The 13,688-nt window shown below is 68.9% G+C and carries 11 protein-coding genes; 1 reads left to right on the forward strand and 10 read right to left on the reverse strand.

The features are described 5' to 3' along the window. The first annotated feature begins 50 nt into the window (after nucleotides 1-50). Nucleotides 51-1,091, forward strand: coding sequence for an amino acid ABC transporter substrate-binding protein (locus AAFN86_RS06105; RefSeq protein WP_347542348.1), 1,041 nt, complete (start codon nucleotides 51-53; stop codon nucleotides 1,089-1,091). A 260-nt stretch (nucleotides 1,092-1,351) separates the two neighbouring features. On the opposite strand, the gene AAFN86_RS06110 is transcribed toward AAFN86_RS06105, so the two are convergent. From AAFN86_RS06110 to AAFN86_RS06155, 10 genes are all read right to left on the reverse strand, one after another. Further along, nucleotides 1,352-2,122 carry an SDR family oxidoreductase gene (locus AAFN86_RS06110; RefSeq protein ID WP_347542349.1) on the reverse strand — a complete coding sequence of 257 codons (771 nt, stop codon included), beginning with the start codon at nucleotides 2,120-2,122 and terminating at the stop codon, nucleotides 1,352-1,354. A gap of 425 nt (nucleotides 2,123-2,547) precedes the next feature. Continuing rightward, the gene (locus AAFN86_RS06115; RefSeq protein ID WP_347542350.1) at nucleotides 2,548-3,504 is read right to left on the reverse strand and encodes a D-2-hydroxyacid dehydrogenase; all 957 of its coding nucleotides are present in this window, start codon (nucleotides 3,502-3,504) and stop codon (nucleotides 2,548-2,550) included. Between the two features lie 306 nt (nucleotides 3,505-3,810). After that, nucleotides 3,811-4,575, reverse strand: coding sequence for a Crp/Fnr family transcriptional regulator (locus AAFN86_RS06120; RefSeq protein ID WP_347542351.1), 765 nt, complete (start codon nucleotides 4,573-4,575; stop codon nucleotides 3,811-3,813). 632 nt (nucleotides 4,576-5,207) lie between these two features. Beyond that, nucleotides 5,208-7,343 carry an acetate--CoA ligase family protein gene (locus tag AAFN86_RS06125; RefSeq protein ID WP_347542352.1) on the reverse strand — a complete coding sequence of 712 codons (2,136 nt, stop codon included), beginning with the start codon at nucleotides 7,341-7,343 and terminating at the stop codon, nucleotides 5,208-5,210. Between the two features lie 75 nt (nucleotides 7,344-7,418). Beyond that, complete coding sequence (locus AAFN86_RS06130) at nucleotides 7,419-7,886, reverse strand: CYTH domain-containing protein (RefSeq protein WP_347542353.1); 468 nt, start codon at nucleotides 7,884-7,886, stop codon at nucleotides 7,419-7,421. A 7-nt stretch (nucleotides 7,887-7,893) separates the two neighbouring features. After that, the gene (locus AAFN86_RS06135) at nucleotides 7,894-9,723 is read right to left on the reverse strand and encodes an alpha/beta fold hydrolase (protein WP_347542354.1); all 1,830 of its coding nucleotides are present in this window, start codon (nucleotides 9,721-9,723) and stop codon (nucleotides 7,894-7,896) included. Nucleotides 9,724-9,795: 72 nt separating this feature from the next. After that, nucleotides 9,796-10,998 carry an aminotransferase class V-fold PLP-dependent enzyme gene (locus tag AAFN86_RS06140; RefSeq protein WP_347542355.1) on the reverse strand — a complete coding sequence of 401 codons (1,203 nt, stop codon included), beginning with the start codon at nucleotides 10,996-10,998 and terminating at the stop codon, nucleotides 9,796-9,798. A gap of 108 nt (nucleotides 10,999-11,106) precedes the next feature. Then, a complete protein-coding gene (locus AAFN86_RS06145) occupies nucleotides 11,107-12,285 on the reverse strand; it encodes a VWA domain-containing protein (RefSeq protein WP_347542356.1) in 1,179 nt (392 codons plus the stop codon). Nucleotides 12,286-12,289: 4 nt separating this feature from the next. Continuing rightward, nucleotides 12,290-13,138, reverse strand: coding sequence for a MoxR family ATPase (locus tag AAFN86_RS06150; RefSeq protein WP_347542357.1), 849 nt, complete (start codon nucleotides 13,136-13,138; stop codon nucleotides 12,290-12,292). 48 nt (nucleotides 13,139-13,186) lie between these two features. Then, nucleotides 13,187-13,666: a CinA family protein gene (locus tag AAFN86_RS06155; RefSeq protein WP_347542358.1), complete on the reverse strand. Its 480-nt coding sequence runs from the start codon at nucleotides 13,664-13,666 to the stop codon at nucleotides 13,187-13,189. Nucleotides 13,667-13,688: the final 22 nt, after the last annotated feature.

The following is a 13,688-nucleotide window of genomic DNA, read 5'->3' on the forward strand; positions in this document are numbered from 1 at the left end:
CGTCCATCGACGATGGCGTCCTCCATCCGATCGACAGGACGAAGAAGACCATGATGTTTCTCCGCAACGCCGGCGTCGCCGCGGCGCTCGCCGTGGCCGGCGCCCTGGCGCCGGATGGCGCCTTCGCACAAGGGGCGCAGCCGGGGCCGACGCTCGCCTCGGTGCGGTCCAAGGGCATGCTGGATTGCAGCGCCAACCAGGGTTCGCCTGGCTTCGGCGTGCCGGACAGCCGGGGTGAGCAGCGCGGCCTGGATCCCGACATCTGCCGCGCCGTCGCCGCCGCCGTGCTGGGCGATGCGTCCCGCGTGCGCTGGCATGTGCTGACCAGCCAGGCACGCATTCCCGCGCTGCAATCGGGCCAGGTCGATCTCGTCGCCCGTACCTTCACCTGGACCCATTCGCGGGAGGTGAATGCCGGGCTGCAATTCGGCCCGACCACCTTCTATGACGGTCAGGGCTTCATCGTGCGTCGCGCGACCGGCGTGACGCGCGCCGCGCAGCTGGATGGCGCCACGGTCTGCGCGACGGCGGGTTCGACCAACGAACTCAACCTCGCCGACTGGGCGCGCACCAACAACATCCGCGTCCAGCCACTGGTCTTCGAGAGCAACGAGGACACCCGCAAGGCCTACACCGCCGGGCGCTGCGACGCCTACACGCTGGACGCCAGCCAACTCGCCGCCTTCCGCACGTCGCTAGTGGCGGCGGACCACATCATCCTGCCCGACATCATCAGCAAGGAACCGCTGACCCCGGCCGTCCGCAAAGGCGATCCGCAGTGGTTCGACATCATGCGCTGGACGATCTACGCGCTGATCCTGGCGGAGGAATTCGGCATCACCCAGGCCAATGTGGACCAGATGCTCGCCAGCCCGAATCCGGAGATCCGGCGCCTGCTGGGCGAGGCCGGGGACACCGGGCCGGCCATGGGTCTCGACCGCCGCTGGGCCTACAACGCGATCAAGGCAGTGGGGAACTACGGCGAGATCTTCGACCGGCATCTCGGGCCGAATTCGGCCATCGGGCTGGAGCGCGGGCTGAACAATCTGTGGAACCGCGGTGGGCTGATGTACGCGCCGCCGATGCGGTGAGGGATGGCTCTATAGGTACTGGAGGGGCTCTGCCCCTCCAGGCCACCCCGCCAAAGGCCAGTGGGCCTTTGGAAACCGATACCTGGCGCCGAGCGACACGGTCAGGATCAGTGATCGGATACGGGGCCGTTCCGAAAAGGCCGAACCGCCGCGCTCAGTGCCCGGTGATGGTTTACAAAGGCCCCACTGGACTTTGGTGGGGGAGGTCCGGAGGGGGCAAAGCCCTCTCCGGTTCCTCCGCCTGACGGGCGTCGCCGCCGTCAGTACAGCGAATACCCCCCGTCCAGCACCAGGCAATCCCCCGTGTGATACGCGGCGGCATCACTCGCCAGATACACCGCGATGCCGCCGAAATCCGCCCCCGTACCCCAGCGCCGTGCGGGAATGCGCGGCAGGACGGCGGCGCTGAATTTCTCGTCGCCCACGCTGCGCGCGGTCATTGCCGTCTCGATCCAGCTGGGCAGCACCGCATTGGCCCGGATGCCGTGGCGGGCAAGTTCCACTGCCAGCGCGCGGATCACGGCCACCATCGCACCCTTGGTCGCGGCGTATTGCGTGTTGCGCGCGGCACCTTCGATGGCGGCGAGCGAGGCGGTGCCGATCAGTGACCCGCCGCCGCCGCGTTCGACCATGTGCCGCGCCGCCGTGCGCAGCGTGTAGAAGGCGCCGTCCAGATTGACCCGCGTGACGCGATGCCATTCCTCGCTGTCGAGTTCGGTGAACTTCATCTTGCGGCCATAGGTGCCCGCATTGGCGAAGCAGGCATCGACGCGGCCGAGGGCGGCGAGCGTGCCGGCGAATGCGGCCTCGACCGCGGCTTCGTCGCCGACATCGCAGGTCTCGGCGTGAGTCCGCCCGCCGGCCGCCGCAAGCATTGCGCGTGCCTCGTCGTTCTTCGCCGCGTTGGTGCCCCAGATCGCGACATCCGCCCCGGCTTCCGCGAGGGCGCGCGCCATGCCCAGGCCGATGCCGGAATTGCCGCCGGTGACGAGGCAGACCTTGCCGGTCAGGTCGAAAGGTCGGTAGGGCATGGCAGATCCTCGATGGCACTACTATTGGTTTAGAAGGCTCGATTGGTGTCGGTTTCGGACAAATGCCCGGTGGCGGGCAAGGGATCGAGGGCCGGGAGGTCGGAGGGGCGCTGCCCCTCCAAGCCACCCTGCCAGGGGCCCGCGGGAAGCTGGTGCTTGCGGCAAGCAATCGGCCGATATGCGATGCGATCCATCGGCATGGCGCCGGTCATCATGGATGCGCTCCCGTCATCATGGCCCAAACGCTGTTGTCCATCGGCTGGTCGAGGTTCTCGGCAGTCTCAAGCCACTGATCGGTTGCGTGGCGCAGCGGCCAGCGACCGCAGCAAGGGCGATGCCCTTGCCTGGCCGGGGATACGGCATCGGTTCCAGATAATATTCCTATATCCCATTCCTCGCCACGAAGTCCAGCGAAACCGGCTGCTTCAATACCCCGCCTGGCGGTCCACCAACTGCGTCAGCGGCGCACCTTCGACGAAGCGGTGCAGGTTCTCGACCAGCAGCGCGGCAACCATGGAATCGCGTTCGGGGTGCAGGCCGCCGATATGGGGAAGCACCATGATCCGCTCCTCTCCCCAGAAGGGATGTTCGGCGGGCATCGGCTCGGTGCGGAACACATCGAGCACGGCGCCGGCGATGGTTCCCGCCTGTACCGCGGCGACCAGATCGTCGTCCTTGATCAGCGCGCCGCGGCCGAAATTCAGCAGCCAGGCGGTCTTCTTCATCTGCGACAGCCGCGCCGCGTCGATGAAATTGTCCGTCGCCGGGGTGGCGGGCAGCAGCAGGACGACGAAGTCGCTTGCCGCCAGCACCTCATCCGTGGCCTCGGGCCGATAGACGCGGTCCACATGCGGCAGGTCGCCGCTGCCGCGACGGGTGCCGATGACATGCATCTCCAGCGCCTCCGCCTTGCGGGCGAGTTCCACGCCGATCGCGCCGAGGCCGAGGATGCCGAGCGTCTTGCCCGCCAGGGTCGCCGAGACGCGCCGCGTCCAACGTTTCGCGGCATTGTCGCCGGTGATCGCGGCATAGGGCTTGGTGATGTGGAACAGCGCGCCGAGGATGTTCTCGGGCATCTGGACCCGATGCGTGCCGCGCGCGCAGGACAGCGCCAGGTCCGGCTTCAGGTCGGGGCGCGACAGCCAATGTTCGACACCGGCGGTCAGCGTCTGCACGAAGCGGAGCCGGGGCATGCGTGTCAGCGTCCCGGCCGGCGGGCCCCAGGACAGCAGCGCCTCGGCTTCGGCAAGCTGGGCGTCGCTGGGCGTGGCGGCGCGGGGCACTGTTTCCACGCGCAGGCGGCCGGCGAGGCCCGCGGCCTCGATCGCGGCGGCATAGGGGCCGGCGCCATCGGTCCATAGCAGCAGTAGTGGCTTGGTCATCTTGCGCGCCCTTCGGTTGTGCCGGGAGCCTGCGGCAGCCAAGGGCGCCCGTCCAGATGGTGGGCGGATCACGCGAAACGCACGGGCGTATGCGCGCTGGGGCCGGTGCCTTGCGCCGGGCCGGGGGCGCCCAGCGCGACCGGGCTCGGTCCATCCGCGACACCGGTGGCTGTCCGACGACCGACCCCTTGGCCCGATGCGTTGCATCGGGCCAGGAGCGCAACGCGTGACCGCGCCCAGACCACCAGCCGGCCCCGGGACCAGAGTGCCCGGGCGCGCAAACCAAGCCGGCGCCGAAGCAAACCGTCAGGCGGCTGGCGCGCGCAGCTCCGAGGTGACGGCCTGCTGCATCTCGGCCACGCGCAGGATGCGGATGACGCGGCGGTCGCGCGCCAGCCAGCCTTCCCGCGTCATGTCCGACAATTCTCGCGAGACGACTTCACGCCGGGCGCCGATGCGGGCCGCGAGTTCGTGATGCGGCGGCGGCGGGGAGACCACGCGTTCGCCCGGCGTGCCGCTGCGTGGCCGAGACAGGCGCAGCAATTCGGAGAACAGGCGGAGTCGGACCGGCAAGGCCTCGCGTTCCAGCGTGCGTTCGGTCTGCAGGCGCAGCTTTGCCGTCAGCGTGCGCAGCAGACCATGGCAGGCGGTCGGGTTGGTGAAGATGAAGTCGAGGAACGTCTGCGCCGGGATGATGCACAGCCGCGACCGCGCGATCGCCGTGACGTTGGCGGCGCGCGGCGCGCCGTCGATGGCGGAGAGCTCGCCGAAGAACTCCCCGCTGCCGAATTCGTTCAGCAGCACTTCGCGGCCGGAGGCGGCGCGCAGCTGGACGCGCACGGAGCCGGCGGCGACGAAGAAGATGTCGGTGGAGGGTTCGTCGTCATCGACCACCACCTGGCCGGGTTCGACGGTGCGCCAGCGGGCGGCGGCGGCAACCTTCGCCAGCGCGGTGGCGTCGGCGCCGCGGAAGAAGGGCAGGTCGGCCAGGGTGGCCGGGCGTGTCGGGTCAGCCATGGTGGGACGCAGCCAGACGAGATGCGGGAATACGGGATCCTGGATCGCGCGCATGGTCGGCCTCCTGCCCGGCCCCGACACGGCGCCGCCGGATGGAGACTGCGTTGCAGCGGCGGCGAACGGGAGTGACGCTGATCACGGGACGATCACCTGGGCAAGGCGGACGGAGGCGGCCCCGGCCCGAGACAGCATGGCCGGCGCCCACCGACGCCATCGGGTGCAATGAAATGTCATGCTGCCACCTTTGCGCTATCCTGGGCCCTATCCTGCCACCTCCGGGACGTTTCGTGAAATATGCGTTAGTGCGTGCGCCCGAACGTTGTGGCTCTTGCGCCTCACTCGGCATGCCGGTGCCGGGTATCCGCGATCCAGCTGGTCGTGGCCGGCACGGGCGAAGCCTTGTCGGCGGCGGGCAATTGGAGAGGGGTGCCGCCCCTCTCAAAAACTCACCCCGCCAGGGTGCCAGGGCACCCTGGACCGCCGGGACCTGGCGCCTGGCGTGGCGGGCGGGCCACCATGAGGAGCGCGATTCGGGCACGGTGCCCGGGCCGGATCCCAGGTGCGCGGCGCAATCCGCGTACCCCCGGTGCTGCTGTTCTGTCCAACACCAGATGATGGTTTCCAAAGGCCCACTGGCTTTTAGTGGGGTGAGGTTCGGAGAGGGGCAAAGCCCCTCTCCGACTTCATCAGGCCTTCACGATCAGCGCATCCACCGCGACCGCATCGGAGCCGGCGATGATGATCGGGTTCACGTCCAGCTCGGCGACACGGTCGCGCTGGTCGGCGACGAATTCCGACAGGCGCGTGACGATATCGGCGAGACAGTCGAGATCGGCCGCCGGCGCACCGCGGAAGCCTTCCAGCGCCGCGCGGCCGCGCAGGCCTTCGAACATGGTGCGCGCCTCGGTGTGGGTGATGGGCGCGAGGGCGAGGGACGAATCCCGCATCAGTTCGACGAGTACGCCGCCCAGGCCGGCGACGATCAGCGGGCCCATCAACGGGTCGACGCGGCCGCCGACCATGACCTCGACGCCAGGCTTGGCCATGGGCTGCACGAGGACGCCGTTGATGCGGGCGTCCGGGGCATGGTGGTGCGCATTCGCCATGACGGCGCGATAGGCGTCACGGACCTCTGCGGCGTCCTTCAGCTTCAGGCGGATGACGCCGGCCTCGGTCTTGTGCGGCAGGTCGGGGCTTTCGACCTTCATCGCGACGGGGAAGCCCAAGGCCTCGGCCGCGGCCACGGCTGCATCCTCGGTCTGGGTCAGCGTCTCGGGCACCACCGGGACGCCATAGGCGGCGAGCACGGCCTTGGCTTCGCGTTCCGTCAGCGTGCGGTCCTGGGAGGCGGCGATCAGCGCGGCGGCTTCGGCGGCGGCCTCGGGGCGGGACAGGCGGGTCAGCAGGCGCGGGCCGCGGGCGCGCCGGGCTTCGCGGGCGTGCCAATGCGACAGCGCGGCGAAGCAGCGGTCCATGGATCGGAACAGGCCGATGCGCGGGTTCTGCTCGGCTTCCTTGGAGCCGAAGCCCTCCAGCCATTCCGTGGTCCAGACGACGCAGATCGGCTTGTCATGGTCCTCGGCGATGGCGGCGAGCTCGCCCGGGCGCTTGGCCGAGAGTTCGGTCGAGTAGATCTGCGCATAGATCAGCGCGCCGTAATGGTCCTCGCCGAGCATGGCGGAGGCGCAGGCGGTCAGGCTGGCGGGGTCGTTGGCGACCTGGGCGGTCACGTCGCAGGGGTTCCGTGCGGACCCGAAATCCGGGATGCGCGATTCCAGGATGGCCTGGACCGGCGGGGTCGGCTGCGGCAGCGGGACGTGATGCGCCTCGGCCTTGTCGGCCGACATGATGGCGGCACCACCGGACACCGCGACGACCGCGACGCCGCGCGCGCGCGGGGCGGGGGCCTTGGCCAGGAAGGCAGCGGTTTCGACCAGCGCCTCGAAATCCTTCACCACCACGGCGCCGGCGCGTTCGAAGGCGGCGAGATAGGCGGCCTGTTCGCCGGCGAGCGAGCCGGTGTGGGACATCGCCGCCGCCGCGCCGGCTTCGCCCGTGCCGAGCTTGAAGACCACCAGCGGCTTGTTGGCGGCATCCGCCACCTCGGCCGCCTGGATGAAGCGCATCGGGTCCGGCATGCCTTCGAAGACACAGGCGATGGCGCTGCAGGACGGATCATCGGCGAGGTAGGAGACGCAGTCGGCGACATCGACATCCGATGAATTGCCGGTGGTGAGCAGGTGGCTGACCGAGACGCCGCGCATCACCGACTGCGCCAGTGAGAAGCCGAGCGCGCCGGACTGACTGACCAGGCCGATCGCATGCGGCAGCGGGGCTTCCATCGGCGGCGGGATCATGAAGGTGACGCCGGCCTTGGATTTGAAGTTCAGCATGCCGATGCAGTTCGGCCCGACGATGCGCATGTCGGCGTCACGGCCGATCTGCGCGAGGCGGAGCTGGGCGGCGATGTCGGCGTCCCGACCGGTTTCCGAATAGCCGGAGGCGTAGAGCATGATGCCGCCGACGCCGGCCTTGGCGCAGTCGAGGGCGATCTCCTCCACCGCATCCTTGGCGACGACGAGAATGCAGCAATCCGGCACTTCGGGCAGCGCGGCGATGGAGGGGAAGCAGGGGCGCTCGCCGATCGTCTCGTAGCGGGAATTCACCAGGTAGAGCCGGCCGGTATAGTCCTTCAGCGCCTGGACGGTACGGTCGGCGAAGGACCCCGCGCGCGGGCTGGCGCCGATCACGGCGATGGAGGCCGGATCGAACAGGCGGCCCATCTCACCGTGGCGATAGACGGCGCGGGTCGTGGAACTCATGCGGACGTTTCCCCTGGCTCGGTCTCCGGCACGTTGTGGCCGGTCGGTCGAGCCTATGCGGCGATGCGCGCGGCGTCACCCCCGCGGCGGCGCATCCGCCGAGGCGAGTACGGCATTGGCGTAGCGGGAATCGTCGGTGACCTCCCGCCCCGCCCAGGGTGGCAGGGTGAGGGGATGATCGGCCGCGGGAAGCTCGACCTCGGCGATGACGAGACCGGCGAGCGGGCCTTCGAAGACGTCCACCTCCCACATCAGGCCGCCATGGGGAACTTCGTGGCGGGTCTTGGCGATGCGCCGGCCGGTGCAGAGCGCATCCAGCATCGACGCCGCATCGGCGGTTGGGATGTCGTACTCGAATTCGGGGCGCACCAGGCCGCCGGGGCCCTTGATGGTCAGGCGGGCGCGGTCCTCGATCAGGCGCAGGCGGACGGTGACGCCGTCCTCCCGCGCCAGGTAGCCCTGCACCAGCCGGCGCGCACGGGTCGCGGCATCGCGCCACGCCGGGCCGCTGACGAGGAAGCGGCGTTCGATCTCGAAACCCATGCGGACATCACTTCATGTGGACATAGCTGCCCGGTGCGGCGTCGAGCGGCGGCAGGCCGCGATCGGGCGCACCCATTGGCGGGGGCGGCACCATGCCTGCGCTGTCGATGCTGGCAAGCCAGGCGGCCCAGGCCGGCCACCAGGACCCGTCCTGGCGCGGCGCGATGGCGGCCCAGGAGGTGGGGTCGAGGTACCGTTCGGCATGGGCCCGCGTCATGATCTGGAAGTGCCGCCCCGCATGGCCGGGTTCGCTGACGATGCCGGCATTGTGGCCGCCGGAGGCCAGCACGAAGGTCACGTCCGTGTCGCTGAACAGCGCGATCTTGTAGACGGAATGCCAGGGCGCGATGTGGTCCTTCAGCGTGCCGACGGCGAAGATCGGCGCGCTGATGTCCGACAGGGCGATGACGCGGCCTTCCACGGCGAAGCGGCCCGCGGTCAGGCGGTTTTCTAGGAACAGCCCGCGCAGGTATTCGCCATGCATGCGCGCCGGCATGCGCGTCTGGTCGGCATTCCAGGCCATCAGGTCGGTCATGGCGGTGCGTTCGCCGAGCACGTAGTCGCGCATCAGTCGCGACCACACCAGGTCGTTCGAGCGCAGCGCCTGGAAGGCACCGGTCATCTGGTGGGTGTCGAGATAGCCGCGATCCCACATCATGTCCTCGAGGAAGGCGAGCTGGCTTTCATCGACGAAGAGCATGAGTTCGCCGGCCTCGGCGAAATCGGTCTGCGCGGCGAACAGCGTCATCGAGGCCAGCCGGTCGTCGCCGTCGCGCGCCATGGTGGCCGCGGCGATCGACAGGATGGTGCCGCCCAGGCAGTAGCCGCAGGCGTGGATCCTGCGATCCGGCAGGATGGCGGAGACCGCACCGAGTGCCGCCATCACGCCGTCGCGGCGATAGTCGTCGAGCGCGGTGTCGCGATCGGTCGCGTCGGGGTTCTTCCACGACACCATGAAGACGGTGAAGCCCTGGCCGACCAGCCAGCGGACCAGCGAGTTCTCCGGGCTGAGGTCGAGGATGTAGTACTTCATGATCCAGGCGGGGACGATCAGCACGGGTTCGGCATGGACATTGTCCGTGGTCGGCTCGTACTGGATCAGCTCCATCAGGTCGTTGCGGAAGACGACGCGGCCGGGGGTGACGGCGACGTCCTGCCCGGGACGGAACTGGTCCGTGCCGGGGGGTGGGGCGCCGGTCAGGCTGCGTTCCAGGTCGTCGAGCCAGTTGGCCGCGCCGCGCAGCAGGTTGGTGCCGGCCTCGGCGATGGTGCGCTCGGCGATGGCGGGATTCATCCAGGGCAGGTTGGACGGCGCGAACACATCGACCATCTGGCGCAGCATGAAGGCGACGCGGTCGGCATGGGCCTGCGCCAGGCCGGGCACGCCGCGGGTCGCTTCCGCCCACCAGGCCTCGGTCAGCAGATGCGCCTGGGCCATGGCGTTGAAGGGGAAGGCCTGCCAGGCGGGGTCGGCGAAGCGGGCGTCGCCGTTGGTGGGTCGGATCAGTGGTGGGGCGTCGCGCTGGTTCGCCGCATATCGCAGCCACAACATCCACCGCAGCCCCTGGATCCAGGCGCGCGCGATGAGTTCCATCCGCTTGCCCGGCGCGCGGGACAGATGCACGGCCCAATCGGTCCAGGCACCGCTGATGGCGGTGGGGGAAATACCCTGGGTCAGCCGCGCCTCGGCGGCACGCAGCACGCGGTCAAGGGTGTGGAAGGACGGGCCGGCCGGCCAGGCCCCGGCCGCCGCCGCGACCGGGGTGGCAGGGATGGGCGGCGTGGCCGGTGTGGCGACGCCAGGCGCGGGGCCGCGCCGGGGGTGGGATCGGGACATGCGACCTTCTAGCGCAGGTGGCCGATCCCAAATGTTGCGGCCGCGCAAGCCGGCGGCCGCTTCACCGGGTCGTCACGCCGCGCGTGCGGCTTCGGCCAGGTATTCGATGGCGGCGTTCACCCCGCCCGGGGCGTGGGGGACGCCGGCGACGCGGAAGGATGCCTCGACCGTGGCGAGCGTGCCGAGGATCATCGGCTCGTTCAGGTCACCCAGATGGCCGATGCGGAACACCTTGCCGCCAAGACGGTTGAGGCCGCCGCCAAGGGAGACGTTGAAGCGCTGCAGCGCGATGCGCCGGACCGCCTCGGCATCGTGACCCTCGGGCATCTGCACGGCGGTGACCGAGTTGGAATACCGGTCCGGTGCCTGGCAGAACAGCTGCGGGCCGTTGTTGCCGGACCAATGGCGCACGCAGCGGCGCACCGCCTCGGCGAGGCGGGCATGGCGGGCGAAGACCTGGTCGAGGCCTTCCTCCTCCAGCAGGCGGATCGATTCCTGGAGGCCATAGAACAGCGAGGTCGGCACCGTGCCGATGAACGACTTGTGCCGCCGCCCGAGCATGTTCGACCATTTCAGGTAGGATTTCGGCAGCGTCGATGCGGCATGCGCGGCCATCGCCTTGGGCGAGACGCCGGTGAAGGACAGGCCGGTGGGCAGCATCAGCCCCTTCTGGCTGCCGCCGACCGCGACATCCACGCCCCAATCGTCCATCCGGAATTCGAGCGAGCCGAGCGAGGAGATGGTGTCCACCAGCAGCATCGCCGGATGGCCAGTGGCAGCGAGCGCGGCGCGGACCTCGATGAGGGGCAGTTCCATGCCCGTCGCCGTCTCATTCTGCACGGCGCAGACTGCCTTGATGGCGTGGCCGGTGTCGGCGGCCAGCATCGCGCGCAACGCGGCGAAGTCCGCGCCACGGTGCCAGTCCGCCGCCAGGGTGCGGACCTCCAGGCCGAAATCCTGCGCCATCTTGCCCCAGGATTCGGAGAAGTGGCCGGTTTCGATGACCAGCAGCGCGTCGCCGGCGCAGAACAGGTTGACCAGCGCCGCTTCCCACGCCGCGTGACCGGAGCCGGTGTAGAGGAAGATGTCGTGCTGCGTCTTCAGGATGCGCTTCAGCCCGGCGACGACGCCGTCATAGACGGTGAGGAAGGCCGGGTCGTTGAAGTCGATGCTGACATGCGCGACCGCCTTGAGGATGGAATCCGGGATGTTGGTCGGACCGGGATTGGCGAAGAACTGGCGGCCGCGTGGCGTGCGGGCGGTGGTGGTGGACATTCTGGTTCGTTTCCTCCGTTGAACGTGATGGCCGTTGGCACGCGGGCGCCGCAGGGCCGGATCACGCGATCAGACATGGATGGGCGAGCCGGGCGCACCCGTCGCGCCTCAGCGCGCCAATTCGCGCGCCATCGATTCCAGCCCCGCCAGCGTCAGCGGGTGCATGCGGTTCTCCATCAGGCGCTGCATGATCGAGATGGATTGCGTGTGGCGCCAATGCTGCTGGTCGATCGGGTTCAGCCAGGCCGCCTTGCGGAAATGGCGCGTCAGGCGGTTCATCCAGACCTCGCCGGATTCCTCGTTCCAGTGTTCGACGGAACCGCCGGGCTGGATAATCTCGTACGGCCCCATGGTGGCGTCGCCGACCATCACCAGGCGCCAATCCGGGCCATAGGTGCGCAGCATCTCCATCATCGGGCGCTCCGTTTCCTTGCGACGACGGTTGGTGCGCCAGACGCGCTCATAGGGGCAGTTGTGGAAGTACCAGAATTCCAGGTGCTTGAATTCCGACCGCGCAGCGGTGAACAGCTCCTGGCAGATGCGGATGTGGTCATCCATCGACCCGCCGATATCCATCAGCAGCAGCACCTTCACCGCATTGTGCCGCTCCGGGACCATGTGCAGGTCGAGCGATCCGCCATTCTTCGCCGTCGCGCCGATGGTGCCGTGGATGTCGAGTTCCGTTGCCGCACCGGTGCGCGCGAAGCGGCGCAGGCGGCGCAGGGCGACCTTCATGTTGCGCGACGACAGCGCCTCGTCTTCATCCAGGTCGCGGAAGGTGCGCTGGTCCCACACCTTCGCGGCGCGGCGGTGGCGGGATTCCTCCTGCCCGATGCGGATGCCTTCGGGGTTGAAGCCATGGGCGCCGAAGGGCGATGTGCCACCCGTTCCGATCCACTTCGACCCACCCTGATGGCGGCCCTTCTGTTCCTCCAGCCGCTTCTTCAGCGTCTCCATCAGCGCGTCGAAGCCGCCCAGCGCCTCGATCTGCGCCATCTCCTCGGGCGTCAGCGTCTTCTCGGCGATCTTGCGCAGCCATTCGGTGGGGATTTCGCGCGGGGCCTCGCCCTGCGGCGATTCAAGGCCCTTGAAGATCTCGCCGAAGACCCGGTCGAAGCGGTCGAGGTGGCGTTCGTCCTTCACCAGCGCGGCGCGCGACAGGTGGTAGAAATCATCCACGCTGAAGCCTGCCACGCCTTCCTTCATCGCGCGCAGCAGCGACAGGTACTCCGTGATGGAGGCCGGGACGCCGGCTGCGCGCAGCGCGAGGATGAAGGGGGCGAACACGGCTTCAACCCCCGCGGCGGCGCGCCAGGAAGGCCAGGCGCTCGAACAGGTGCACGTCCTGCTCATTCTTCAGCAGCGCGCCATACAGCGGCGGGATGGCGGTCTTGGCGTCGGATGACCGCAGCGCTTCCGCCGGCATGTCCTCGATGGTCAGCAGCTTCAGCCAGTCGAGCAGTTCGGACGTCGCCGGCTTCTTCTTCAGCTCGTTCACCTGGCGGATGTCGAAGAAGACGTTCAGCGCTTCCCGCAGCAGGTCCTGGCGGATCTCGGGGTAGTGCGCCTTGACGATCATCTCCATCGTCTCGCGGTCGGGGAAGCGGATGTAGTGGAAGAAGCAGCGGCGCAGGAAGGCGTCCGGCAGCTCCTTCTCATTGTTCGAGGTGATGATCACCACGGGGCGGTGCTTCGCCGCGACGGTCTTGCGGGTTTCGTAGACGAAGAACTGCATGCGATCGAGTTCGAGCAGCAGGTCGTTGGGGAATTCGATATCGGCCTTGTCGATCTCGTCGATCAGCAGGACCACCGGCGCATCGGCCTCGAAGGCATCCCACAGCTTGCCGCGCACGATGTAGTTGGCGATGTCGTGCACGCGCGGGTCGCCAAGCTGGCCGTCGCGCAGGCGGGACACCGCATCGTATTCGTACAGGCCCTGCTGCGCCTTGGTGGTCGACTTGATGTGCCATTCGATCAGCGGGTAGCCGAGTGCCTTGGCGATCTCATGTGCCAGCACCGTCTTGCCGGTGCCGGGCTCACCCTTCACCAGCAGCGGACGCTGCAGCGCGACCGAGGCATTGACCGCGACCTCCAATTCCCGCGACGCGACGTAGTTTTCCGTGCCCTTGAACTGCGCCACGGTCCATCCCCTGCCTGTTCGGCTGTCAGGGTCGGGCGGAAGGGCGGATCATGCAAGGGCCTCGGCCGCCAGGCGGAACAGCGCCTGGGCGAAGGCGCGCATATTGGCCTCCCGGTCGGATGCGCCGGTTTCCAGGGTGATGACGCGTTCCACCGGGCCGGAGATCGCCAGGCAGGAATGGCCCGCCGCATCGCCATACCGGTTGCCGGTCGGCCCGGACGCGCCGGTCTCGGCAAAGCCCCAATCGGCGCCGAGCCGCGCCCGCACGGTCCGCGCCAGCAGCAGCGCATAGGGTTCGGAGGAGGAGCGCATCCCTTCCATGTCGGTATCGGTGATGCCTAGCAGCCCGCTGCGCGCCGCCTTGGTGTAGGTCACGGCGCCACCGACGAAATAGGCCGAGGCCCCGGGCACCGCGAGCAACGAGGCCGAGATCAGCCCGGCAGCCGAGCTTTCCGCCACGGCCACCGTCTCACCCCGGGCCTTGAGCCGCGCGCCGATCGCCCGCGCCGCGGGCAGTAAGCTGTCCATCGCATCCTCCATCCCCGGGGGA

It is taken from the genome of Roseomonas sp. CAU 1739 (assembly GCF_039839775.1).
Classification (GTDB): domain Bacteria; phylum Pseudomonadota; class Alphaproteobacteria; order Acetobacterales; family Acetobacteraceae; genus Neoroseomonas.